The sequence below is a fragment of the Pseudomonas sp. Pmew2 genome (assembly GCF_058129885.1).
In genome coordinates, this window is record NZ_CM176702.1 from 2,927,849 (window position 1) to 2,950,826 (window position 22,978).

A 22,978-nucleotide genomic window follows, 5' to 3' on the forward strand; every position below is an offset into this window, starting at 1 on the left:
CACGAGTCGATAAATAATAAAGGCCCTGGCGAACACCCCGTAAACGTTGGAGCCCCGACTCGTGGTACATAAAAAATTAATATCACCAGAAATAAACCAGAAATAAATATCACTTTGATATCACTGTTGGTTTGCGGTATTAATTCGTTGTGAAATCTGATTTCACAACGTTTCACAGCATCGAACAAGTTTCGCTGATTACTATTAATTGGCAACGCGGCAAATAGCGTAGTGTCTCTGCATCGCTGTTGTGTAATGGCACATTGACCTGTTCTTGAGCCGGTTGTTAATCCGCAGATAGATCCCTACTCGAAGCAAGGAGAAACAACATGAGTTCGACTCCACCCGTAAGCTCCGGCAATTCAGACGCAGCAATCGAAAAAATGTCGGCGACCTTTGATATGGCTATCGAGAAATCGGCCAAGATCACTGAAATCTCCACTGCCAAGAAAGCAGAGCTGGATGCTACCAAGCAACGTCCACAGAACTGACGTTGTCATGCAGGCAGCGCTACAGCTGCCTGCATTCACAGCGCATCGAAATTCTTCCGATCGACAGTTTTGCCCGGCTTTGACATGCCGTTTCCGGTAGATCACACGGTGGTGACTCGATCATGACAGCCTTGATCTCATTGAGCGGAACGCCCGACGCTTCTGTGCAAGAAAGCGGCGTAGCCCGGCTCGAAATTCTTCATGGTTTGCATCAGGGCGTTTCGCTGCTCCTGGACAATCCTGTCTATGTGATTGGCAGTGCCGCTCCGGCTGACCTTGTGCTGGGCGATGCTGATGTGGCCGAGCAACATGTTCGTCTGCGATTCTCCGTTGAACACGTCGCAATAGAAGCCTTGGGAGGCGATGTGACGGTTTTCGATAGCCTTGGCCAACGTCGGGTTGTCAACGTCGGCCACGGTCAACGAATCTCCTTGCCTGTCGAGTTGCTGGTCGGACAGAGCAGGCTGTGCTTGCGCAGCACACGAAGTGCCCGAGCCATCCCTGCTGTGTCCCGCCGCCTGGTGCTGCTTAAATGGCCAGCACTGGCTGCACTTTTGTTGCTGGTGACATGTGCCACTGCATTTGCCTTTCGTGCACCTGCCGAGTCGGCCCGGCACTCCATTGCAGATTCCGTCCCTGGTTCGTCAACGCCCGTCAAGAGCGCCCCCACACTGACCCAGGCCCGAAGCTGGCTTGAGGGTGCGCTGCAGGACGTCAGGCTCACGCAATTGCGGGTTGAGGAACAGGGCGGGCAGCTCAGTGTTGAGGGCGCTTTTCCCGCTGCCCAAAAAAGCAGTTGGCTGCAGATTCAACAGGCCTTTGATACTCGGTTTGGCCAGCATATTGTCTTGACGCCCAACGTGCAGGCAAGCACGGCGCTTGCGGCACCTCGCGTGCGTTTTCAGGCGGTGTGGTTCGGTCGCAATCCCTACGTGATCGATGAGCATGGCAAGCGTGTCTACCCCGGCGCACTGTTACCCGACAACTGGAGGCTGGAGAGCATTGAGGGCAATCAGGTCCGCCTTGTACGCGGTGATGAAAGGTTTGCCTTCACTTTATGAAAGTCGATCTGCGGCCCGTAGCGCCGCCTTCAGCCGATTCTTTGCCCGCAGTCGAGCGCGTTGCTCCGGCGCAGCCGCGTCAGGGAACCCGTTTCGAAGCGCTGCTTGATCAGCGCGAGCGCAAGGTTCGTCGTTCGTTGCGTGGCGAGCTGGAGCAGACCGGGCAGGCTTCTGGTGTCAATGCGCAGCTTTTTGGTACGGCGCGTTCGCTACAAGTACTTCGCTATGTGCTGGACGAAGTGTTACCGGTGCTGGATGCCGAACCGGAGATCCGCGAGCTCGCCGAAGACGTGATTCGTGAAGAGATCGACATGCGGCTGCTATTGGAACAGCAACGCGCCGAGGTGCAGTCATGAGCATCAGTCAGGATCGCGAATGCATAGAGTTGCTCCACGGTATGGGTGATCTGTACCGGCGCAGTGGCCAGCCACAACGTGCACTTGTGATGTTGCTGATTGCGATACAGCTGGCACCGACGAACAGCGCGCTGCTGCACAGCCTGGTGCTGGCGTTCACCGACAGCGGAGACACCGACCGGGCCATTGCGGCACTCGACAGGTTGGTCGAGCAGCAAGGCGAGAGCGCCGCGCTGCTTCTGTTGCGTAGCCGCGCGTTGTGGAAGGCAGGCCGCAAGGACGACGCGCGGCAATGCTTCAGACGCTACCTGGAAGCCCGGAGGGCTGCGCAATGACCCTCATGAATGCTCTGAATCGCCTGGCGGTAACTGCGTCTAAACGCACAGATGTGATCATCGTTGCGTTCATGCTGATGGCTATCGCGATGATGATCATTCCGATGCCGACCTATCTGGTGGACGCGCTGATCGGAGTCAACATCGCCCTGAGCCTGCTGATTCTCATCGTCGCGTTCTACATCAACCACTCGGTGGAGTTTTCCGCGCTGCCGCCGCTGATCCTGCTCAGCACGCTGTTTCGTTTGTCGCTCTCGATCACCACCACTCGCCTGATTCTGCTGGACGGCAATGCCGGTCATATCGTCAAGGCGTTCGGTGATTTCGTGATTGCCGGTCAGGTCGTTGTGGGGCTGGTCGTATTTCTGATAATTACGGTTGCCCAGTTCGTGGTCATTACCAAGGGCGCTGAGCGGGTCGCCGAAGTCGCTGCGCGTTTCACCCTGGATGCGATGCCCGGCAAGCAGATGAGCATTGATAACGACTTGCGCAACGGTGACATCGACCAGTTCGAGGCCAGACGTCGTCGTTCACGCCTGGAGCGTGAAAGCCAGATGTTCGGAGCCATGGACGGCGCCATGAAGTTCGTCAAGGGTGATGCCATTGCCGGGTTGGTGATTCTGTTCGTCAACTTGCTGGGCGGCATGATGATCGGCATGGTCCAGCGCGGTATGCCGTTCGCCGAAGCCGCGCATGTCTATTCGTTACTGACCGTCGGTGACGGCCTCATTGCGCAGATCCCGGCACTGTTGATTTCCGTAGCCGCAGGGACCGTGGTGACCCGCGTCAACAGCGACGGCGAAGAGCGTGACCTGGGCACCGAGATTGTCAGGCAACTGAGCGCCAGCCATCGTGCGCTGGGTCTGACTGCGCTGATCCTGCTGGGCGTAGGCATGCTGCCGGGGTTTCCGTTGCTGGTGTTTGTCGGTCTGGCCGCCGTGCTGGGCGGCAGTGCGCTTGTGCTCTGGCGCCGGGATCGTCGTGCTGCCCGGTCACTGGTCAAGGACGAGCTGCCAGAGCATGAAACGATGGCCGAGCCCGGGGCTTCCTCTGGCGCTTCCGGGGCTTCGAACGATGCCGCGGAAGATGCCTTGGAAAGCGCCGAGCGGCCACGCGACAGCCAGGTGCTGCTGAGTATCGGAACCGGATTGGCCGAGGCCGCCCCATTGCAGCCCCTGCGTCAGCGTATCGAAGCGTTGTGTCACGACATTCGCATCGATCTGGGTGTCGAGGTGCCGCTGCCCGAGGTTTATCTGGACCGCAGCCTGCCAGCCGATCGTTTCCAGGTCGAGCTTGAAGGTGTACCCGTCAGTGAGGGCGAATTCAGCGGCATGGCGCTTTTGCTGCAGGACGATCCGGTGCATGCACAACTGGTTTCTGTCGAAACCTTTGAAGCGCCTTCGCCGATCGGTTCCCGTCCCGGCCGCTGGGCAGGGCGCGAGCATGCGGAACGTTTGCAGGATGCCGGTATTGGTTTTCTGTTCGCCGATGAAGTGTTGCGCGAAGTACTGGACCGTACGTTGCGCCGTTATGCCGCCGACTTTCTGGGTATTCAGGAAACCCGCCTGATGCTGGAACAGCTTGAGGGTAAGTACGGTGAGCTGATCAAGGAAGTGCTGCGCATTCTGCCGCTGCAGCGTATCGCAGAGGCCTTGCGTTTGCTGGTCTCTGAAGGGGTATCGATACGCAATCGTCGCGGCCTGCTGGAGTCGATGGTGGAGTGGGGCAGTATTGAATCTGACGCGGGCAGACTGACCGAGCATCTGCGCGCAGGACTTGCGCGGCAGATCAGTCATCAGTATGCCGATCGCAACCGGGTGATCAGCGCCTTTGTACTGGCACCTGCGCTCGAAGAACAACTGCGCGCCACGCTGGCTCGCCAGGAAAAGAGCCGTGATTCGCTGCCCGATGACATCGGCCGGACCGTACTGGTACAGCTGCGTCGCCTGTGCGACATGCTGCCGGAACATGATTTGACGGTGTTGCTTGTGCATTCGGAGCTGCGTCGGTGTATGCGCCGTCTCATCGTGCGCGGCGAGCTGCAACTGGCGGTTCTGTCCTTTCGTGAACTGGCCAGTGAATACAACCTTCAAGCGGTCGGCACTGTCAGCCTGACCGATGTCCTTGCACGCCCGGCATCCAGGGCCGGTGCTGTCACTCCTCTGGCGACTGCCTCATGACCTCAGTAAGCGTAATACGGATGTTTCTCGTGGGTGTGGGCGCGTTGCTCATTGGCACAGTTTCATTTGCCGAAAACATTGCCAAAGGGGCCAAAGGCACAGTCGATCTGGCCATCGGTGAAGGCCGCGTTCTGCATTTTTCAGCCCCCGTGGACTCGGTGATGGTGGCCGAGCCGGGTATTGCCGACTTGCAGGTGGTGTCACCCGGCGTGATCTACGTGTTCGGCAAGGCCGCAGGGCAGACCAGTCTGATTGCCCTGGACAGCGAGGGCCGTGAGACCGCTGCGTTGAGTCTGGCGGTAAGCAGCGGCACTGCTGCTGTGACACGCCCGCTCAAGGCGTTGCACCCGCAGAGTCAGGCGCGGATCAATGCCTCCGGCAGCCGGGTGATTGCCAGTGGCTCCGTGCAGGATGTCGGTGAAGCAACCGATCTTAATGCCTTGCTGAGCACCGAGGGGCAGAACTTTCAGTCGACGGTAAACAGTGCCACTTACGCAGGGTCGGCGCAGGTGAATATCCGCGTGCGTTTCGCCGAAGTCTCGCGCTCCGAGCTGTTGCGCTATGGCGTGAACTGGAATGCCTTGTTCAATAACGGCACTTTTTCATTCGGCTTGCTGACGGGGGGCGCTTTGGCCGCCGATGCAGCGGGCGGCGCATCGAACGTAATCAGCGCCGGGCTTGCGTCGGGCAATGTCAACATCGACGCGATGCTGGAGGCGCTGCAAAGCAACGGTGTGCTCGAAGTTCTGGCCGAGCCGAACATTACCGCCATGACCGGGCAGACTGCGAGCTTTCTGGCTGGCGGTGAAGTGGCGGTGCCGGTGCCGGTCAACCGCGAAGTCGTCGGTATCGAATACAAGCCTTACGGCGTGTCGTTGCTGTTCAGCCCGACGCTGCTGCCCAACGGGCGCATTGCGTTGCAGGTGCGTCCCGAGGTCAGCAGCCTGATGAGTACCATCACACTGGACGTTAACGGCTATCAGGTGCCGTCGTTCAGGGTGCGACGTGCCGACACTCGTGTGGAAGTCGGCAGTGGTCAGACGTTTGCCATTGCCGGGCTGTTCCAGCGTGAAAGCAGCCAGGACATGGACAAGGTGCCGATGCTGGGCGACATGCCGATTCTGGGCAATCTGTTCCGCTCCAAGCGCTTTCAGCGCAACGAAACCGAACTGGTGATTCTGATCACTCCGTATCTGGTCGAGCCGGTCAAGGATCGCGTGGTGGCGACGCCGCTGGACAAACAGCGCGCCGCCAGTACCGCGTCGGCAGGTCCGCGCAGTGGCGGTGCCTTCGGCTTTTACATGAACTGAAAGGGAATGGCCATGAACCTCATCTGCGCTATGTCACGCCCGCCGGTTCTGATGCTTTTATGTCTACTGGCAGGCTGCAAGACCCACCTCGACCCAGTGAGCTATTCACCGGATTATGCGGCGATCACCCGTGCCGATGGCCGTGTGGAGCTGGTGCCCCAGGCCTGTGTGCAACCAGCTGCACAGGACGAGATCGGTGTAGGTGAGGATTTTCAGCCATTGTTGCCGCCGGGCTGTGCCAGCAACCTGATTCTGCTGCAAATGGTCGAGCAGCGCGTAGATGTCATGCACGGCCGTGACACCGGGCCTGTTATGGCTGCACCGGTCGGGCGCGCCGCGCAGGTTTACATCGACGGCTATGACCGCGAAGAGCTGCGTCGGCGTCAGGCAGATCAACAGGCCAGTACTGACACGCAGGAGGCCCGATGACCTCAGTTAGCGTCAATCAGCCCCAGTTCACGAGCCTGCTCGGCGCGGTCCGGTATGGCCTTGACACGCCGGGCTTCGGCGATCAGCTTGCCGCGTTCGGCCTTGGTGATATCGTCGAAGGTCATGTTTTTGAGATCTTTCTCTTTTCCGGCCAGGACCATGACCAGCAGCTGGTTGCGTTGATGCCGCGGTTGCGCAAGGGGCGACTGGCTGACGCTGCGGATGGTCTCCAGGGCCTTCTGGTCGTCATCGCCCAGGGCGTATGCCAAGGCCAGATTGCATCGGGTGTCGAGGTCGTTCGGGGCCAGTCGCAGGCTGGTGCCGAAGGCGCTTTGGGCAGCGTCGGCCTGGCCAATCAGAATGTGCGCGATGCCCAGACGGTTCCAGGCCTGTGGCTGCTGCAACGTTTCGGCGGCCTGGGTCAGCGCAGTGATGGCGCGTTCCAGCTTACCCTGACGCAACTGCGCAGTACCCAGGCCCAGCAGCGCATCCGGGTCGTCGGCTTTCAGCTCAAGCGCCCGCTGATAAGCGCGCTCTGCGCCACGCGTGTCGTTGCTGACGAGCAGGGCTGCACCGAGTTTGCGCCACGCCTCGACACCCGCTTCGGGCTGCTGCGTGGCGCGCTGGTAGAACGACGCTGCCGTCGTCGAGTCGCCGCGTTTCTCCAGGTCGGCGGCCAGTTGCATGAAGCGCTCGTAGCTGGCGTCGGATTTGGGCTGAGTCGAACACGCCGCCAGACTCAGGCAGCCGAGCAACAACAACGTGGGGACGGAACGAGGTGGCATGGGCAAGGCTCTTGTGAAAGGGGGCGGGGCGAGGCGTATCAGCCGTCGACAGCCTTTGAGGGCGAGCGCCATTTTATAGCCCCTGCGCTGAATAGCGACCGTTTTCTGAAGCCTGTCTGCCAGCGGCCGTCGCATTGTCACGGAGGGCGCCATGAAGCACTTCAGGGCTGACCCGCCAGTTTCAAAATTGCTGATGCTGATCCTGCTGTGCCTGTTATCCGGCGTGCTTAAGGCCGCCTCGGAGCGCCAGCCCGACTGGTTCTCAGAGCCTTACGCCTACGTGTTGGTTGATCAGGATATTCGCGGTGCGCTGACTGAGTTCGGTCAACACCTTGGCCTGATCGTGGTGTTTTCCGAGAAGGTCCGGGGCAACGCACGAGGCACGGTACGTGGCGAGGATGCCGGTGAGTTTCTCACCCGCTTGTGCGATGCGAATCAACTGAGCTGGTACTTCGACGGCAACGTACTGCACATCGCCGGTGCCGATGAGGTCGCCACCCGTGTGTTCGACCTGCAAGGGCCGCAGCTTGAAGAGTTGCAGCGTTATATGGCGCGGCTGGAAGTGTCCGGCCAGCCGATGTCCAGCCGCGTCAGCCCCGACAGCGACAGCCTTTTTGTTTCAGGGCCGCCAGCCTGGCTGGCGCAGATTCAGCACCATGTGGATCGTCAACCTGCCGCCGAGGTCGCGCCTGTAGTGCGTGAGCGCGGCGTGCGGGTGTTTCGTGGCGGTGTCGTCACTCAAGTCGCTACCGACCGTCAGTAAACCGAAGAAGGAGCACTACCCATGTCCATCAACGCCGTAGACAGCAATGTAGACATCAATGTTTCCAGTCAGGAATCGCGCTTCAACGCCGCCGTCGAAAACGCCGAGCAGGCTGCCAGCGACAGTGAGTTCAACGATGCCCTGATTACCCAGGCGGTCACCATTGGCGGGCAGTTCATTATCATGCCGCGCGCTCAGGAAATGCTCAACGAAGCCCAATCTGACGACGACTCTGAATAGGTTCCGACCATGACCGTCAATCCAGCTGCATCACCGGCGGCGGCTGCCTTGCCTTCGCCGGGAGGAGGCGGGGTTCCGCAGGCTTCCCAGAACCTCTTCGAACACATGGCCGAGACTTCCAAAGGCATGCCGCAGGGTGCCAGCCCGCATCAGATCGGTAGCAACCTGATGGAGCGACTGGATGGTTTTATTGACCGCTCGCGGCAGTTCTCAGAGCGGGCCGATGCGCTGACTCAGGGTAATGCATTGCAGTCCGCCAATCATGCTCCGAGCCCAGCCACCAGCGCTGTCCAGGCGCCGGGCAAGGTAGGTGAGCCGCAGGTCGATCGCATCGTCCAGTCGCTTGGACGGATGTTCGATTACTCCATCGAAACCCAGATGGTGGTACGCGGGGCAACCCAGATATCCGGCTCTGCCAATACCCTTCTAAAAGGTCAATGAACCATGCCCAAACGCCGCCGTGTCTTGCGCCTGTTGATAGTGGCGACGCTTGCAAGCCTGTTGCAGGCCTGCGATATCGATCTTTACACCAACCTCGGCGAGCGTGAGGCCAACGCCATGCTGGCGGTGCTGTTGCGTGATGGCATCCCGGCGTCACGCAAGGTTCAGGACAACGGTCAGCTCAAGGTGATGGTCGACGAAAAGCGCTTTGCCCAGGCGATGGCGGCGCTGGATGACGCAGGCCTGCCAGGGCAGAGCTTTTCCAATATGGGAGAGATTTTCAAAGGCAATGGCCTGGTGTCCTCGCCAGTGCAGGAGCGCGCGCAGATGGTGTATGCGCTGAGTGAGGAGCTGTCCCATACCGTTTCGCAGATAGATGGCATTCTGTCCGCGCGGGTGCATGTGGTGCTGCCTGACAATGATTTACTCAAACGGGTGATTTCGCCGTCCTCGGCATCGGTGCTGGTCCGTTTTGACCCGCGAACCGACATCAATGTGCTGATCCCGCAGATCAAGACGCTGGTTGCCAACGGCATCTCCGGGCTGGGCTACGACGGTGTTTCAGTCACGGCGATCAAGGCAGTCATTCCCGACAAGGCCAGTGCCCAGCCGCAATTGGGCAGTTTCCTGGGCCTGTGGATGCTTGAAGATGACCTGCCAGCGGCACGCTGGCTGTTTGGCACTCTGCTGCTGGTTGCGCTGGTGCTTGCCGGACTGCTGGGCCGACAGTTCTGGAAGCGACGCCGGGGCGAGGGCTCATACGTGTTGAGTGAAGCGTCATGAATACGGCGCTGACCAGCCAGTGGCATGCACTGGCCGAACGTCCCTTGGCCTTTGTCCGCGAGCGCTGTCTGGCCGAATGCCTTGAACGTGACATTGATGCGGCCCGACTTGCAGCGTTACGCGATTCACCGCGCTTTACCGCACGCCTTGAACAACTGCTGACCGGACATTTCAAGCTACAGCCGCTGGCGCAGCTGGACCTGCCTGCGGAACAGGATCTGGCTGTACTGCTGCTGAGCGAAAGCGATTTTTCGCATTTGACACGCCTGTGTGGTGCGGTCTGGCACGCGGCAACGCTGAGTCGGGAAATTCGTGGCGAAGTGGTCAGTGAGTACCGTCGCCTGCTGGGTAACGACACATTCTCGCTGGCCCTCACTCATCGGCATCTGGCCGGTGCGGCCGATCTATTGCGTACACCTGCCGAGTTGCTCCAGGCCATCGATCGCGATGGTGCTGCCTGTGTGGCCGCCTGGCTACAGTCCTGTCCTGCACAGCTGCAGGCCTGGCTGCGGCTGCGTCTGGCTGAACCTGTGCACGCTGCACCGGATGATGCGAAACAGATGACGGTGGTGCAAACCGTTGCTCGACACCTGACGGAGATCAGCAGCCATGAGTGATCTGCCAACACGACCAGGCTCCCGGGTGTTGCGTGCTGCCGACGCCGCTCGCTGGATCGACGGATTTGCCTTCATCGAAGCCGCGCATGAAGAGGCACGTTGCGTGCGGGAAAACAGCGCGCAATGGCTTGAACAGGCTCGCGCCGAAGGCTTCGAGCATGCCAGACAGGAGGGCGCCGAACGGGCCGCTGCATTGCTGGCACAGACCAGCGCCGAGGTCGACCGCTACCTGGCCGGGCTGGAAACTTCGCTGGCTGAACTGGCACTGGGCATCGCCCGACAGGTACTGGGAGAGATTGACGAGCGCGAGCGGTTGTTGCGCTGTACTGCGCAGGCGTTGGTAGCGTTTCGTCAGGATCAGGCGTTGACTCTGCATGTACCCGGCACTGAAGTTGAAGGTCTGCGCCAGCACCTGGCCCACGCGCCGCTGCCCTTGCATTCGCTGAGTATCGAAGGCGATGACCAGCTCGAAGCAGGGCAGGCGCGGTTGGGTGGCCCGGCGGGGTCCGTGGAACTCGGGCTGGAGGCCCAGCTGGATAATCTGCGCCGTGCGTTGTTACCGCTGGCAGAAGGTGATTCGCGATGACTGAGGCCCTGACGACGCTGCTGCCCAACCTCGGTTTGCGCTTGCAATTCGCCCAGCCCAGGCCCATGCGTGGGACGCTGCGCAGTATTCGTGGCGTGTTGCTGCGCGCCAGCGTCGCCGGCGTAGGCATCGGAGAGTTATGTGTGCTGCGCGATCCGGGTAACGGCCGAGAGCTGTCGGCGGAAGTTATCGGCTTCGATGAAGATGACGCGATCCTGTCGCCTATCGGCTCGATGGAGGGCCTTTCGACGCGTACCCAGATCATCGCCACAGGCCAGGCGCTCGGCGTGCAGGTTGGCGATGCCTTGCTGGGTCGTGTGATCAGCCCTATGGGCGAGTTTCTCGACGGACCTGCGCCGACTGCCACGCTCGGGATGCAGCATTATCCATTGCATGCAGAACCTCCGGCGCCCTTCAGCCGCCAGCGAATCGTCAAGCCACTGTCATTGGGCATACGAGCTATCGACAGCCTGTTGACCCTCGGCCAGGGGCAACGCATGGGTATTTTCGGCGAGCCGGGTGTGGGTAAGTCTTCCTTGTTGGCGAGTATCGTTCGCAATAGCGATGCCGACGTGATCGTCATCGGGCTTATCGGCGAGCGTGGCCGTGAAGTACGCGAACTGCTTGAAGGGCAACTCGACGCCACGGCCCGGGCACGTACCGTGGCGGTGGTTGCCACCTCTGACCGCCCCGCCGCCGAGCGGGTCAGGGCGGCTTACGTAGCGACCACTCTGGCTGAGTATCATCGTGATCAGGGGCGCAATGTGCTCTTGTTGATGGACAGCCTGACCCGTTTTGCCCGTGCCCAGCGCGAAATTGGTCTGGCAGTGGGGGAGCCGCCGACCCGGCGTGGTTATCCGCCTTCTTTTTTCTCGGCATTGCCGCGCCTGCTGGAGCGCGCCGGCCCTGGCCCGCAGGGCAGCATCACGGCGCTTTACACCGTATTGACCGAAGGTGATGCGGCCATGGACCCGGTGGCCGAGGAGACTCGCTCAATCCTTGATGGCCATATCGTGCTGAGCGCCGAAATGGCGCAGCGCGATCACTTTCCGGCAATCGATGTTTTGCGCAGTCGCAGCCGCTTGATGGACCACATTGCGACTGCCGAACACAGGCAACTGGCATCACGGCTGCGTGAGTTGATTGCCCGCCGTCAGGAAATCGAACTGTTGATTCAGGTGGGTGAGTACGCGGTTGGCAGTGACCCGATAGCCGACGAGGCAATTGCCCGCCATTCGCCGATCGAGGCATTTCTGCGTCAGCCGCCCTCCGAACATGACAGCCTTGCGCAAACTCTGGCCCGCCTGCGCAAGGTGCTGGCATGAGCCCGTTTTTCGATTCGGCTCCTGATTCACTCTACGACTCGACGCCGATTGGTCTTTGCTATGGAAAAAAACGATGAAGAAGGCCGACCTGTACAGCCTGCAAGCCTTGCGTCTGTTGCGTGAGCAGCGCGCTGCCGCTCATCTTGGCGCTCAACGGGAGCGCTGCCGTGATAGCCACACCGAGCTGGATCAGGCACGGGAAAAGTTACGCCTGCATCGGGAACAACTGGCTCAGGAGGCCGAGCAGGCGGTCGGCCAGCTCAGCGAGGGCCTGTCGGTCAGCGAGTGGAAGGTCGTTCAGGAGCGCTTGAAGCAACTGCATGACGAACGCAAGGCATTGCAGGCCGATGCCGATAATGCGGTGTTGAACCTTGAGACTGAAGAGCAGGCACGCAAGCGGCTCAGGCAGGCGCACCTTGAACAGCTGAAAAAGTCCCGAGCCTGGCAGGACCTCGTCGAACAGCGCATGCGCAACGATGCGCGGGCCAGTGAGCAGCGCGATGAGGCCGATCAGGCAGACCTGCCCGTCAAAGGATCCCCACCTGGAGACGAGCGATGACGGTGTGCGTACAGCCAATGCCTTCGCCTCCAGGCATTGGTTCAGTCCGAAGCCGGCTTGCCCGGTTCGATGCTGATCTGTTGAGTTTGCATAACCTGTTGCATCGCCAGACAGCACCGTGGCGGATCGTTCTTGGGCAGCGCCCCATGCACGTGAGCTTGGCCAGCGCAGGTGGCGAGTGTCGCCGACCGGTGAGGGTGGCCATCAGGTTCGGGCAGGCCTACCTCGAACTTGTCGTTCCGTCGCGTCTTTTCGAGCTGTCAGGGCTGGGCTGGCTACCAGGTGCGTCAGTCGATACCCAGACCGACACCTTGTTACTGGAGCAGGCCTGGCTGAGCTGGATCGAGCCTCTGGAAACATTATCGGGCGAGCCTGTTCAGGTGCTCCCGTGGCCTGCACATCCACTTGAAAATCCACTCAGGCTCGCGTTGGAAGTGCGGCCGGATGAGGGGCAGGCACAGGCGCTGGAAATACATTTGAATGCTGACAGCGCGCGGCACGTCATCGCGCTGCTCGACCGTAACGCCGTTACAAGACCGCAGCCGCTTGATGCATTGGTGCTCACGTTGAGTGTCGAGGCCGGGCAGGCACCATTAACCACCGCAGAGCTGCACAGTCTGGTGCCGGGTGATGTGGTCATGCTCGACACCCTGGCCGACACGCAGGTGCTGCTGCGACTGGGCAAGCGCTACCGGACGGTTGCCAGGCACCAGGGTGAAACCCTCGAATGGCTGGGGCCTCTGCGCACCGTCAGTCCCCATTATGTCTCCCACACTTTCAACAGGAACGATTCGATGAGTGAAATGACCGACGGTTCCGATCTGGATACTTCGCTGGATGAGCTGCCGCTTACGCTGGTCTGCCAACTGGGCAGCGTTGAACTGACGCTGGCGCAACTTCGCGAGATGGCGCCGGGCAGCCTGTTGCCGCTGGCCGGTTCGAGGCACGATGAGGTGGACCTGATGGTCAATGGCCGCCGTATAGGCCGTGGCGAGTTGGTGAGTATCGGCGACGGTCTGGGTGTGCGACTGCTGGGTTTCACTGCCTCATGAACGGTTACCAGCCGAACCTGATCGAAATCATTCTGGTCGTCGCTACTATCGGTTTGATTCCACTGGCCGTCGTGACGCTGACGGGATTCATGAAGATATCCGTGGTGCTGTTTCTGATCCGCAATGCGCTGGGCGTGCAGCAGACGCCGCCCAATCTGGTGCTTTACGGCATTGCGCTGATTCTGTCGGTATACGTGACTACGCCGCTGATCGGTGACATGTACCGGGAGGTGCAAGGCCGCGATCTGAGCCTGCAGAATGTCCAGCAACTGGAGGAACTCGGCAGCGCCTTGCGCCCGCCATTACAGGCGCACCTTTCGAAGTTCGCCAATGAAAGCGAACGCGGTTTTTTCGTCCAGGCCACTGAAACCATATGGTCGCCCGAAGCGCGAGCCGATCTGTGCGATGACGATCTTGTCGTGCTGATTCCGGCGTTCGTCAGCTCTGAACTGACCCGTGCCTTCGAGATCGGTTTTCTGCTCTATATCCCGTTTCTGGTCGTCGATCTGTTGGTCTCCAATGTGCTCATGGCGATGGGCATGTCGATGGTCTCGCCCACCTTGATTTCAATCCCGTTGAAGATTTTTCTGTTTGTGGCGCTCAGTGGCTGGTCAAGACTGATGCACGGTCTGATCCTGAGCTACGGAGGCTGACGCTGTGGGCCAGGATGTTTTTCTCTCGCTGATGAACAAGGCGCTGATGACTGTCTTGCTGCTCTCCGCTCCGGCGTTGATCGTGGCCATTGTCGTCGGCCTCAGTGTGGGCCTGTTACAGGCACTGACCCAGATCCAGGACCAGACACTGCCGCAAGTGGTCAAGCTGGTAGCGGTATTGCTGGTGATCGTGTTTGTCGGGCCGTTGCTGGCCGGGCAGGTGGCAGAGCTGGGCAATCAGGTGCTGGACAACTTTCCCTTGTGGACCCGATGAGTCGTCATGGGCGCTGATCTGACCAATGCGTTCATCGACATCGCTTATCCGGTGATCAGTTCCGCATCGCTGGCAGCTTCGCGGGCGATGGGTGTGGTGATCATTACCCCGGCATTCAATCGTCTGGGCCTGACCGGTATGATCCGTGGCTGCGTGGCAGTGGCGATCTCGGTGCCGATGATCTTGCCGGTGTTCTCGGCGTTCACTTCTATGCCCGAGCACAGCGGTTTTTTCCTCGCGGGGCTGATGATCAAGGAGTTGCTGATCGGGCTGCTGATCGGCCTGTTGTTCGGCATACCGTTCTGGGCTGCCGAGGTGGCTGGCGAACTGATCGACCTGCAACGGGGTTCGACCATGGAGCAGCTGGTCGACCCTTTGGGGCAGGGGGAAGCGAGCGTGATGGCCACGCTGCTGACCGTCATGCTCATTACACTGTTTTTCATGTCGGGCGGCTTTATTCTGATGGTCGACGGTTACTACCATAGCTATCAGCTCTGGCCAGTCACCGAGTTCACGCCGTTGTTCAGCAGCGCTGCCCTGACCTCCATTCTGGCCATTCTCGACCAGGTGATGCGCATTGGTGTGCTGATGGTCGCGCCCTTGCTGATTGCGATGCTGATCACTGATCTGATGCTCGCGTACCTGTCGCGCATGGCACCCAGCCTGCATATTTTTGACCTTTCACTGCCGGTCAAGAACCTGTTTTTTGCGGTGTTGATGGTTGTTTATATCGGGTTTCTGATTCCGGTCATGATTGACCAACTGGCGCAATTTCGAGGAACGGTCGAGGTTCTGAAAACGCTGGCCAGCGAGGGCCCGGGATGAGTGAGTCGAGCGAGGAAAAAAGCCAGCCGGCCTCGGACAAGAAGCTGCGCGATGCACGCAAGAAGGGGCAGGTTGCCAAGAGCCAGGACCTCGTGTCGGGCATGGTCATCCTGCTGTGTACCTTGTGCATATCGGTGCTGCTGCCCAAGGCACGTGCGCAGGTCGAGGCACTGATAGATCTGACCGCACTGATCTATATCGAGCCGTTTGCAGAGGTCTGGCCACGGCTGCTCGATCACGCCGAGCAGATTGTCATCGGCATTACAGTGCCAGTGGTAGCCGTGACTGTCAGCGCGGTGATCCTGACCAACATCGTGACCATGCGCGGCGTGGTGTTTTCGATCGAGCCGATTCAGCCGGATATCAAACGTATCAACCCTACCGAGGGATTCAAGCGCATTTTCGCGATGCGCAACCTGATCGAATTTCTGAAGGGGCTGGTCAAGGTTGTGTTACTGGCGCTGGCATTCTATGTCGTCGGCCGCCAGGCGCTGCAGGCCCTGATGGAGTCATCGCGATGCGGCGAAGGCTGCATCGAGTCGACGTTCTATCTGGTCCTCAAACCACTGGTATTCACCGTGCTTGCAGCGTTTCTGCTGGTCGGCGCGGTAGACGTGCTGATGCAACGCTGGCTGTTCGGCCGTGAAATGAAAATGAGCCATAGCGAGCAGAAACGCGAACGCAAGGACATTGATGGCGACCCCATGGTCAAGCGCGAACGCCAGCGTCAGCGTCGCGAAATGCAGGCACTGGCCACAAAGCTTGGGTTGGGGCGCGCCTCCTTGGTGATTGGCGACAGCGGAGGTTGGGTGGTGGGCGTACGCTATGTGCGCGGTGAGACACCGGTGCCGATAGTGGTCTGTCGTGCCTCCTCACAGGATTCGAGCACCTTGCTGGCAGAGGCCTTGTCGCTGGGCATTGCCCGCTGGCCCGACGCAAGTCTCGCCGAAATGATCGCCCGGCGCAGCGTAGCTGGTGATCCGGTGCCGGAAAATACGTTTCAGGCAGTGGCCGATGCGCTGGTGGCGCGGCGGCTGATCTGACGCCTTACGCCTGACGCCGTGTTTCAATGTACCGCCGGGCAATGACGAGGGGCTGGTGTACCGGGCGCGATTTTCAGGCGGTTGAGGTCGGCGTTGATGCGCCAGGCCCAGAAATGTGTACCGTCCTGCCGAGCGATGTCCAGTGCCTGGGTCAGCATCTTGCGTACCTCTTCCAGCGCATGAGTGTGTGGCTGACTGAGCATCAGCTGTGCCTTGACTCTCATGATCTCCGGCAAATACCAACGATCATGGTGTTCAACAGCGTTGATGTGAATTTCATCCAGCGTTTCCAGCGCAAGGGGTTCAAGCCGCAGCGCGGCCAGACCTGACACGTACTCGGTGTGCAGCATCGAACACAGCGGCGTTTCCACATGGTTGCGCAGCTGTTGAAAGGCTTCTCCCAGCAATGGCACGCCTGCTGCCGGGTTGCCCTCACGGATCAGCAGGATACTCTCGTAGCAACTGGTCAACTGACGCCAGATATGCAGCGGTTGCCGTTCGCTGCTTTTTTTAAGCACATCCAGAAAGTGACGTGTCTTGTGCAACGTACCTGCAATCAGCGTTGCGGGGATCGCACTGATGGCCAGGGTATACCAGAGCGTCGCGGGGTGACTCAGGGCAATGGCCTGCTTCACGTTGGTGTCCAGGGCAACCATCGCCTGGCCGGTATTGCCAACCAGCAACTGTACCTGGGCACGCAATGATTGTGCGGCAATTCGCTGGTCGAAATGCATGTCGATGATATGTGACGAAGCAGACCTTGAAGCGCCCAGAGCTTCTTCGATCGCCTGCCCGGCGGTTTTCATATCGCCCATGTAAAACGCGCTGGTGGCGCGCATTCGCCTGCCCAGCAACTGGCAGTCGGCGATTCTGTAATCCTTGCCCAGCGCGAGGAATCGCAAGGCTACCTCTTGAGCCTCGCGGTGCCTGTTGCTACAGGTGTGGTCGTTCCATTGGCCCCACAAAGCGCGCAGGCGATACTCGGAGTCGTTGAGCACTTCGGCATCCTCACTGACCTGTTGCCAGACCTCGCGCATTTTCTGCCCGGCACCGTAGGTAAGCATCAAAATACTGCCAGACATGGTCAACAAGCGCATACGCTGACGACGATCCATCTGCGCCTTTTCTTCGACGTGACGCGGTGTACCGAGGCTGACCCAGTCCTGGTACTCGCGCACCAGCGACAGCCTGAGCCACAGGGGTGAGCTGCTCAGGGTCAGTTCTACACCAAGTTGTCGATCACCCGCGGCTGAAAAGGCCCAGGTCAGTGCTGCGCGAATGGTGTCGATCTCTGCGGCGTAGCGCTGAGTCCAGACGTCTTGTGTCAGCTGATCGAGATCGAGTCTGGCCTGGTTGAGCAGGCGCAGTGCCCACTGGGCGTGGGCGCGGCACAAACGCGGCACATCATCGAGCTGAACGAGCTTGTCATGAGCATATAGGCGCGTGGTTTCCAACAGTCGAAAGCGCTTGCCCTGGCTGTGGTCAAAGGTTCCGAGCAGGGATTTTTCGAGCAGGCTTTCCAGCATCGGTAGCGTCATGCGTACATCCGGCAAACCGATATTGACGATTGCCATGACGCCATCAAGCGTGAATGAGCCATTGAAAATGGACAGTTGGCGCAGGAGTGCCTGCTCGTGTTCGGTGAGCATGCCGTAGGTCCAGTCCAGCGTAGCGCTTAGCGAACGCTGACGCGGTAACGCGGTGCGCAGTCCGGTCATCTGCAAGCGAAAACTGCCGTCCAGCAGCCCGACCAGATCGGCAATGCCGAATGTCCTGACGCGTGCAGCGGCCAGCTCGATTGCCAACGGATTGCCGTCCAGTTTGCGGCAGATGGCTGCGACCGCTTCGGTATCGCTGTCAGTCAACACAAATGCGGGGTCCTGCTCTCGGGCACGTGTGACAAACAGTTCCACACCCGAGTAGGCAATGGCAGTCTCGGCGCTGATAGTCTGGTTTTCGTCCGGTACTTGCAGGGGGCTGAGTTCATGCACCCATTCGCCTTGTACGCGTAAGGGCTCACGGCTGGTGACCACTACGCAGCACAGTGGGGCATTGGCCAATAATGCTTCTACGGCAGAGGCGGTTTCATCAAGTACATGCTCGCAGTTGTCCAGTACCAGCAATTGCGGCCGCTTTGCCAGTGAGGGCGGGATGTCACGCAGCGGCTGTTCGTTTTCAGTGCTTAAACCCAGGGCGAAGGCAATCCTGCCCACGACAGGCTGAGCGCAGCTGACCGGCGTCAGGTCGACGAATGCGGTGCTCAACGAGGCATGTGCAGCCAGGCTATCTGCCAGCGCCAGCGCCACGGTGGTCTTGCCCACGCCGCCAGGTCCGGTCAAGGTCAGCAAGCGACGCTCCAGCGTCAGTTCATGCAACTGACGGATCAGCGCATCACGGCCCAGCACCTGGCGCTTTATCGCCGGTGCCGCAGCAAATGTGTCTTTTGCAGGTGCAGGTGCAGGTGCAGGTAGCGCAGGAGCGGTTGCTGGTTGAACGCTCACCGGGGCGCTGAATCGATAACCCCTGCCTGGCACGGTGACGATATAGGTGAAATCGTCCTGCTCTTCCAGCGTTCTGCGTAACGTCACGATCTGCGCGCGCAGGTTGCATTCTTCCACCACTGCCTTTGGCCAGGCCAGTGTCAGCAATTCGGCCTTTTCCAGCAGTTCGCCGGGGCGTGTTGCGAATGCCACCAGCAGAGACATGGCGCGACTGCCCAGCGGTACCGGCTGCGAGTGCCTGAACAACAGCTGCTGCTGCGGGTGCAGCACAAAAGAGCCGAAGCGGATAGCTTCCTGCCCCTGGAGAGCGTCACGTGTTCTGATATCGACCGTTTTACCCGGGCCGCCTGTTTCAAAATCCATGCTTAGACCTGTATCAGAAGTAACAGCTGTGCTACCGCACCTTGCAGGAGCATGAGGTATTGATCTGTAAACGGTTTTTTTGATCTGCTTACATCCCGTAACGTCAGCTCGATGAGCTTGACGCGTCTGCTCGGGTGGGACGCTGAATCTTAATTAGCTGATGTGACCGTTTAGTTAGCCATGCATAAACCACGCCCGTAGTAATGGACACCATTTGCCGGTCAACCCGAGTACCGTCTGTCGAGTGAGCGATAATTTTCTACAACCCTCATAAAGCGTCTCGGTGAGTTCGACGACTTCGGGCCCTGGACCGTTGAGATATTCATGTGAAAAACCGGAAATGTGCTGTATTGACCGTGCCTTCAAGGCTGTATGACTTGTCAGGGTGTCATCAGAAGTAAATCGTCTTGTTACCCGTAACGCGTTGCGTAATGAGGGCGCTGAGATAACTGTTCGAGGAACTTTCCGGTCTGTGTCATCCCTTCTTAACGCAAGTCCGATTTAATCGCGTGTGATAGCGGATGCCTGGTCTTTGATCAGGTCCCGTGCCTCTGCCTTTTAGTCAGGCCCAGCTCGCACCAGTCTGACTCATGGCGCAGCTCGTTCTTTTGCGCGGGCAGCAGTTGTCGCTGTGATTTTTCTGGTGACCAATGGAAGGATAAAGACAATGACCTCCGTCAGCAAAATCACCACTGAAAAACCAAAAGACCCGGTAGACGCCAAGGCCTGGGAGCAGGCCGTGCAGCAGTCCAGGGATGCCGGTATCCAGTGGGAGTTACCTTCAGATGACAAGCGCTCTGCACAGGAAATCATTGATGACAACCCGTTGCTCAAAAGTCTGGGCGGACGAGGCGACCGTGGCGAAGCCAAACAGAACCTGATCGCTCAGGTGGGCGATTACACCAAGGATTCGAGCGCCGCATTCCGGGCTGTGCAATTGCTTGAACACATTGAGACCTTTGACGCCAATGGTAACCGTCTGGCCAGTAACGACATCGGCAATAATCGCATCGACGGGATACCAGCAGCAGCGACGCGAAGCATGGCAGCGAAGCGGGTCGTTTGAAGGATTTCGGCAAGTTCGGTTTTTCCAGTCTGAAAGGCAAACTGCATGAGGTGCGATCCCCGGCTGACGACCCTGCCATCCGTGAGCAGGCCGAGAAACTGGGCATTCAGTGGGAGCGACCGAAAGGTGACGAGCGCGACGCGCAGGCCATAATCGACAGTGACCCGTTGTTGAAAAATCTGGGTAACCAGAGTGACGTCAAGGACATGCTCAAGGAGCAGGTCGGCGATTTCGAGCGCGATGCCGACGCAGCCTATCGCGCGACCCAGGTGCTGGCTCACATCGAACAGTTCGATGGCAACGGCGTGCGGATTGTCGGTAGCGATGTAGCGAACGGTAGCATTAACGGTTTCACCAAGAGTGGCGAGGCGAAGAACGGTACTGAAGCCGGTCGCCTGCAGGACTTTGGCAAGGACGGGTTTGCAAGCCTCAAGGGCGAGATGACCAATGTGTCGTCAGTGGGTGACAACAAGGAAGCACGTGAACAGGCCGAGAAACTCGGTTTTTTGTGGGAGTTGCCCAAGGATGACAAGCGTTCGGCCGAAGAGATCATCGACGCTAATCCGTTGTTGAAGAATCTGGGCAACCAGAGCGGCGTCAAGGACATGCTCAAGGAGCGGGTCGGCGATTTCGAAAAAGATGCCAATGCCGCGTTTCGTGCGGCCCAGGTGCTTGACCGGGTGACCCTGTACAACGAGAAGGGCGAGGCTCAGTCAGGTGGCCAGGTGTTCAACAGCAGCATTGATGGCTTCACCAAGGGCGCCGAGGCAAAGCATGGCACCGAGGCCGGACGGTTACAGGATTTTGGCAAGCTGGGCTTCGCCGCGCTACCCGAGCTGAAAAAGAGCGAGGAGATCGGTAGTTACAAGGATTTTCTCAAGGCCAACCCTGACGCCGATGAGGCTTCAAGGCAGATCGCCAGATATGCGGCGATCATCGACGAAAATTACGACGCGATCAAAGGCAAGACCGGCTCTTCGGATTTTAACGCTGAAGCACTGACAGCCTACAAAGAGAAAAACCCTCAGTTGAGTGATGAGGTCAAGGAAGCGTTGGACTTCTGGTCGCAACCCGGTGCCTTTGCGTTGCTCGACAATGCGAAGAGTCCCCTGGAGCAGGGCACAGATGGCAAGGCCAGCCGCGGTGACATTCAGGCCTTCATCAAGACGGCTTCGCCGAAGGACGTCGGGGCGGTAGGTACATTGCTGGAAGCCGTTGCCGAGGGCAATCTGCTGGCTAAGGTCAACACCGACCCGCTCAACAAGGATGTGTTCGATAACCCGCAAAATTACAGCGCAGAGCAGAAGGCTGCGGTACTTCAGGAACTCAAGGCTGCACAGAGTCTGATCGTGCAGGGCAGCGGTGCCGGGATGTGGAAGGACGACAAATCCAAGGTCCAGATCGCCAACAATGTACGCAGTCATCCCGATGCGCAGAAGCTGCTCGATGATGTCAACAAACATGTAGCGATGCTTGAAAAGGATGCCGCAGTAGTCAAGTTCTATAACGAGAATGCCACCAGCGAGGCAAGCAAGGTGCTGGAGGGCAGCGACGGGCTCAAGCGCGCGCTGCAAAGTACTTACGACAACGATATCAAGACCGGTGCTGCGCTGGACAAGCTGTGGGACGCCAATACCAAGGATGGCAAGACCGACCAGCAGACAGCGCTTGCTCAGTTCTACAGCTCGGCGCAAAGCGTTCAGGGCGCGCTGGGTTTCAGCAAACCGGGCGAAATTCAGGAAGCAGTGCAGAAATCCTCGCATAACAAGGATTTCGAGGCCTTCTATGAAAAATCGCTGGTGTCCGGTGAGCGCCTCAAAGAGCTGTTGAAAACTGAAAGCTTTGAAGTGGCGACCAGCCAGTTCAGCATGGAAGTTGCGATGTACAACGCCGCGCTGAACCCAGAGTTCACGGGTAAATACGACGACAAGCTGACAGAGAACTACACCGCGATTGCTCAGGAGAACGTCTTCAACGATGCCAGCTTCGAGGACCTGAAAAAAGCGTTCGGCAAGGAAGGCAGTGAAGCGCTGGATGAGGAGAAGGTCAAGGCACTGATCGACGAGATCAGCAAGAGCAACCCCGAACTGCTGATGAATGCCGATGGCAAACCCGCTACGTCTGACCAGATTCTTGGCGTTTTCAGGGGCAATTGGGATTTGCTGCGTCAGGGCACCAAGTCCATTTCCGAGCTGGGCCTGTTCAGCGATAACTCGTCGATAAAGGCCGCTTCCGGTGCCGGAGTCCTGCATGGCGTCAGCGGCCTGTTCATGGCCGGTATCACCATTGCTAAAGGTGCAAATGGCGCGGGGGCCCTGACTGATCGGCAAATCGTCGACATCACTGCCGGTTCGGTACAAAGCGCAACGTTGCTGGTCGAGGGCGGCATCAAGAACGTCACGACCATGTTCAAGGACATCAAGGACGTACTGGAGCCGGACGTTTACAAGGACATCACGACTAATCTGTCGAAATTGGAAAACGCCGCGAAGGGGCTCGGTGGACTTGCCGGTGTGGCTGCGGGTGCTTACGGCATCTTTGATGGAGTGAAGTCGATCAGAAGAGGCGAGCTGGTTGCCGGTGGCATGAGCATCACTGCCGGATCTCTTGGCGCTATGGCAGGTCTGGCATCTGCAGCTGAAGGCGCTGCGGGCGTTCTGCAACTGACGGGCAGCGTGGTCCGTGCCTTGCCGCTGCTCGCTGGCAGCCTTGGTATTGCCGCAGCCGGCGTGGGCGCTCTGGCGTTGCTGATTCCCGGTCTGATCGAGGAAGGCAAGCAGGAAACGCGCGTTGACCGCTTCTCCGATCACCTCAGGGACTACCTGACCCAGTACGAGATTGACGGCGTCGAGAACGGCGACATCTATGATGTGCCGGACAGCGAGTGGCCGGGCCCAGAGGAAACCACGATCGCTTCGTGATGTGAACAGGCTGGGGCAA

At 59.2% G+C, this 22,978-nt stretch carries 22 protein-coding genes and 1 pseudogene; 21 read left to right on the plus strand and 2 right to left on the minus strand.

Annotated elements, in window-relative coordinates; translation table 11 throughout:
- Window positions 1-329: 329 nt before the first annotated feature.
- From AC4ANK_RS13365 to AC4ANK_RS13395, 7 genes are all read left to right on the plus strand, one after another.
- On the plus strand, window positions 330-491 hold the full coding sequence (locus AC4ANK_RS13365; protein ID WP_003377029.1) for a hypothetical protein: 162 nt from the start codon (window positions 330-332) through the stop codon (window positions 489-491).
- A 122-nt stretch (window positions 492-613) separates the two neighbouring features.
- Entirely contained in the window at window positions 614-1,552 is a 939-nt protein-coding gene (locus AC4ANK_RS13370; protein WP_002553565.1) for a SctD/MshK family protein, read from the plus strand.
- Entirely contained in the window at window positions 1,549-1,908 is a 360-nt protein-coding gene (locus tag AC4ANK_RS13375; RefSeq protein ID WP_002553566.1) for a hypothetical protein, read from the plus strand. The genes AC4ANK_RS13370 and AC4ANK_RS13375 overlap by 4 nt, the downstream gene beginning before the upstream one ends.
- Window positions 1,905-2,243: a type III secretion apparatus assembly chaperone SctY gene (sctY, locus tag AC4ANK_RS13380; RefSeq protein WP_002553567.1), complete on the plus strand. Its 339-nt coding sequence runs from the start codon at window positions 1,905-1,907 to the stop codon at window positions 2,241-2,243. Before AC4ANK_RS13375 ends, sctY begins: the two co-directional genes overlap by 4 nt.
- Complete coding sequence (sctV, locus tag AC4ANK_RS13385) at window positions 2,240-4,423, plus strand: type III secretion system export apparatus subunit SctV (RefSeq protein WP_044317900.1); 2,184 nt, start codon at window positions 2,240-2,242, stop codon at window positions 4,421-4,423. The genes sctY and sctV overlap by 4 nt, the downstream gene beginning before the upstream one ends.
- Window positions 4,420-5,733 carry a type II and III secretion system protein family protein gene (locus AC4ANK_RS13390; RefSeq protein WP_031595569.1) on the plus strand — a complete coding sequence of 438 codons (1,314 nt, stop codon included), beginning with the start codon at window positions 4,420-4,422 and terminating at the stop codon, window positions 5,731-5,733. The genes sctV and AC4ANK_RS13390 overlap by 4 nt, the downstream gene beginning before the upstream one ends.
- 12 nt (window positions 5,734-5,745) lie before the next feature.
- Window positions 5,746-6,162 carry a hypothetical protein gene (locus tag AC4ANK_RS13395; RefSeq protein WP_002553570.1) on the plus strand — a complete coding sequence of 139 codons (417 nt, stop codon included), beginning with the start codon at window positions 5,746-5,748 and terminating at the stop codon, window positions 6,160-6,162.
- A 2-nt stretch (window positions 6,163-6,164) separates the two neighbouring features.
- On the opposite strand, the gene AC4ANK_RS13400 is transcribed toward AC4ANK_RS13395, so the two are convergent.
- Window positions 6,165-6,947, minus strand: a complete 783-nt coding sequence (locus tag AC4ANK_RS13400; RefSeq protein ID WP_031595571.1) for a tetratricopeptide repeat protein — start codon at window positions 6,945-6,947, stop codon at window positions 6,165-6,167.
- Window positions 6,948-7,098: 151 nt separating this feature from the next.
- On the opposite strand from AC4ANK_RS13400, the gene AC4ANK_RS13405 reads away from it, so the two are divergent.
- The 13 genes from AC4ANK_RS13405 (at window position 7,099) to AC4ANK_RS13465 (ending at window position 16,108) form a co-directional block, all read left to right on the plus strand.
- On the plus strand, window positions 7,099-7,710 hold the full coding sequence (locus AC4ANK_RS13405) for a hypothetical protein (RefSeq protein WP_002553571.1): 612 nt from the start codon (window positions 7,099-7,101) through the stop codon (window positions 7,708-7,710).
- Between the two features lie 21 nt (window positions 7,711-7,731).
- Entirely contained in the window at window positions 7,732-7,950 is a 219-nt protein-coding gene (locus AC4ANK_RS13410; protein ID WP_002553572.1) for a hypothetical protein, read from the plus strand.
- A gap of 9 nt (window positions 7,951-7,959) precedes the next feature.
- On the plus strand, window positions 7,960-8,391 hold the full coding sequence (locus tag AC4ANK_RS13415) for a hypothetical protein (protein ID WP_002553573.1): 432 nt from the start codon (window positions 7,960-7,962) through the stop codon (window positions 8,389-8,391).
- 3 nt (window positions 8,392-8,394) lie between these two features.
- Window positions 8,395-9,174 carry a type III secretion system inner membrane ring lipoprotein SctJ gene (sctJ, locus tag AC4ANK_RS13420; protein WP_002553574.1) on the plus strand — a complete coding sequence of 260 codons (780 nt, stop codon included), beginning with the start codon at window positions 8,395-8,397 and terminating at the stop codon, window positions 9,172-9,174.
- On the plus strand, window positions 9,171-9,791 hold the full coding sequence (locus AC4ANK_RS13425; protein ID WP_002553575.1) for a hypothetical protein: 621 nt from the start codon (window positions 9,171-9,173) through the stop codon (window positions 9,789-9,791). Before sctJ ends, AC4ANK_RS13425 begins: the two co-directional genes overlap by 4 nt.
- The gene (locus tag AC4ANK_RS13430; RefSeq protein ID WP_460382762.1) at window positions 9,784-10,377 is read left to right on the plus strand and encodes a FliH/SctL family protein; all 594 of its coding nucleotides are present in this window, start codon (window positions 9,784-9,786) and stop codon (window positions 10,375-10,377) included. Before AC4ANK_RS13425 ends, AC4ANK_RS13430 begins: the two co-directional genes overlap by 8 nt.
- Window positions 10,374-11,702 (plus strand): FliI/YscN family ATPase, encoded by a 1,329-nt coding sequence (locus AC4ANK_RS13435; protein WP_002553577.1) that lies wholly within the window; start codon window positions 10,374-10,376, stop codon window positions 11,700-11,702. Before AC4ANK_RS13430 ends, AC4ANK_RS13435 begins: the two co-directional genes overlap by 4 nt.
- A 73-nt stretch (window positions 11,703-11,775) precedes the next feature.
- The gene (locus AC4ANK_RS13440; RefSeq protein WP_005733364.1) at window positions 11,776-12,261 is read left to right on the plus strand and encodes a hypothetical protein; all 486 of its coding nucleotides are present in this window, start codon (window positions 11,776-11,778) and stop codon (window positions 12,259-12,261) included.
- Window positions 12,258-13,313, plus strand: coding sequence for a type III secretion system cytoplasmic ring protein SctQ (gene sctQ, locus AC4ANK_RS13445; protein WP_031595575.1), 1,056 nt, complete (start codon window positions 12,258-12,260; stop codon window positions 13,311-13,313). Before AC4ANK_RS13440 ends, sctQ begins: the two co-directional genes overlap by 4 nt.
- Window positions 13,310-13,966, plus strand: coding sequence for a type III secretion system export apparatus subunit SctR (gene sctR, locus AC4ANK_RS13450; RefSeq protein WP_002553580.1), 657 nt, complete (start codon window positions 13,310-13,312; stop codon window positions 13,964-13,966). The genes sctQ and sctR overlap by 4 nt, the downstream gene beginning before the upstream one ends.
- 4 nt (window positions 13,967-13,970) lie before the next feature.
- The gene (gene sctS, locus AC4ANK_RS13455) at window positions 13,971-14,240 is read left to right on the plus strand and encodes a type III secretion system export apparatus subunit SctS (RefSeq protein WP_002553581.1); all 270 of its coding nucleotides are present in this window, start codon (window positions 13,971-13,973) and stop codon (window positions 14,238-14,240) included.
- A 6-nt stretch (window positions 14,241-14,246) separates the two neighbouring features.
- The gene (gene sctT, locus AC4ANK_RS13460; protein WP_002553582.1) at window positions 14,247-15,065 is read left to right on the plus strand and encodes a type III secretion system export apparatus subunit SctT; all 819 of its coding nucleotides are present in this window, start codon (window positions 14,247-14,249) and stop codon (window positions 15,063-15,065) included.
- On the plus strand, window positions 15,062-16,108 hold the full coding sequence (locus AC4ANK_RS13465; RefSeq protein WP_002553583.1) for an EscU/YscU/HrcU family type III secretion system export apparatus switch protein: 1,047 nt from the start codon (window positions 15,062-15,064) through the stop codon (window positions 16,106-16,108). Before sctT ends, AC4ANK_RS13465 begins: the two co-directional genes overlap by 4 nt.
- 23 nt (window positions 16,109-16,131) lie before the next feature.
- Here the strand turns inward: AC4ANK_RS13465 and AC4ANK_RS13470 are convergent, their stop codons facing one another.
- Window positions 16,132-18,972 (minus strand): ATP-binding protein, encoded by a 2,841-nt coding sequence (locus AC4ANK_RS13470; protein WP_031595578.1) that lies wholly within the window; start codon window positions 18,970-18,972, stop codon window positions 16,132-16,134.
- 667 nt (window positions 18,973-19,639) lie between these two features.
- On the opposite strand from AC4ANK_RS13470, the pseudogene AC4ANK_RS13475 reads away from it, so the two are divergent.
- Window positions 19,640-22,959 (plus strand): annotated as a pseudogene (locus tag AC4ANK_RS13475) (type III effector HrpK domain-containing protein).
- The last annotated feature ends 19 nt before the right edge of the window (window positions 22,960-22,978 follow it).

Excerpts from the sequence above, each read along its gene's own strand:
- AC4ANK_RS13365 (WP_003377029.1), top strand. The coding sequence starts at position 330 with ATGAGTTCGACTCCACCCGTAAGCTCCGGCAATTCAGACGCAGCAATC.
- AC4ANK_RS13370 (WP_002553565.1), top strand. The coding sequence starts at position 614 with ATGACAGCCTTGATCTCATTGAGCGGAACGCCCGACGCTTCTGTGCAA.
- AC4ANK_RS13375 (WP_002553566.1), top strand. The coding sequence starts at position 1,549 with ATGAAAGTCGATCTGCGGCCCGTAGCGCCGCCTTCAGCCGATTCTTTG.
- sctY (WP_002553567.1), top strand. The coding sequence starts at position 1,905 with ATGAGCATCAGTCAGGATCGCGAATGCATAGAGTTGCTCCACGGTATG.
- sctV (WP_044317900.1), top strand. The coding sequence starts at position 2,240 with ATGACCCTCATGAATGCTCTGAATCGCCTGGCGGTAACTGCGTCTAAA.
- AC4ANK_RS13390 (WP_031595569.1), top strand. The coding sequence starts at position 4,420 with ATGACCTCAGTAAGCGTAATACGGATGTTTCTCGTGGGTGTGGGCGCG.
- AC4ANK_RS13395 (WP_002553570.1), top strand. The coding sequence starts at position 5,746 with ATGAACCTCATCTGCGCTATGTCACGCCCGCCGGTTCTGATGCTTTTA.
- AC4ANK_RS13400 (WP_031595571.1), bottom strand. The coding sequence starts at position 6,947 with ATGCCACCTCGTTCCGTCCCCACGTTGTTGTTGCTCGGCTGCCTGAGT.
- AC4ANK_RS13405 (WP_002553571.1), top strand. The coding sequence starts at position 7,099 with ATGAAGCACTTCAGGGCTGACCCGCCAGTTTCAAAATTGCTGATGCTG.
- AC4ANK_RS13410 (WP_002553572.1), top strand. The coding sequence starts at position 7,732 with ATGTCCATCAACGCCGTAGACAGCAATGTAGACATCAATGTTTCCAGT.
- AC4ANK_RS13415 (WP_002553573.1), top strand. The coding sequence starts at position 7,960 with ATGACCGTCAATCCAGCTGCATCACCGGCGGCGGCTGCCTTGCCTTCG.
- sctJ (WP_002553574.1), top strand. The coding sequence starts at position 8,395 with ATGCCCAAACGCCGCCGTGTCTTGCGCCTGTTGATAGTGGCGACGCTT.
- AC4ANK_RS13425 (WP_002553575.1), top strand. The coding sequence starts at position 9,171 with ATGAATACGGCGCTGACCAGCCAGTGGCATGCACTGGCCGAACGTCCC.
- AC4ANK_RS13430 (WP_460382762.1), top strand. The coding sequence starts at position 9,784 with ATGAGTGATCTGCCAACACGACCAGGCTCCCGGGTGTTGCGTGCTGCC.
- AC4ANK_RS13435 (WP_002553577.1), top strand. The coding sequence starts at position 10,374 with ATGACTGAGGCCCTGACGACGCTGCTGCCCAACCTCGGTTTGCGCTTG.
- AC4ANK_RS13440 (WP_005733364.1), top strand. The coding sequence starts at position 11,776 with ATGAAGAAGGCCGACCTGTACAGCCTGCAAGCCTTGCGTCTGTTGCGT.
- sctQ (WP_031595575.1), top strand. The coding sequence starts at position 12,258 with ATGACGGTGTGCGTACAGCCAATGCCTTCGCCTCCAGGCATTGGTTCA.
- sctR (WP_002553580.1), top strand. The coding sequence starts at position 13,310 with ATGAACGGTTACCAGCCGAACCTGATCGAAATCATTCTGGTCGTCGCT.
- sctT (WP_002553582.1), top strand. The coding sequence starts at position 14,247 with ATGGGCGCTGATCTGACCAATGCGTTCATCGACATCGCTTATCCGGTG.
- AC4ANK_RS13465 (WP_002553583.1), top strand. The coding sequence starts at position 15,062 with ATGAGTGAGTCGAGCGAGGAAAAAAGCCAGCCGGCCTCGGACAAGAAG.
- AC4ANK_RS13470 (WP_031595578.1), bottom strand. The coding sequence starts at position 18,972 with ATGGATTTTGAAACAGGCGGCCCGGGTAAAACGGTCGATATCAGAACA.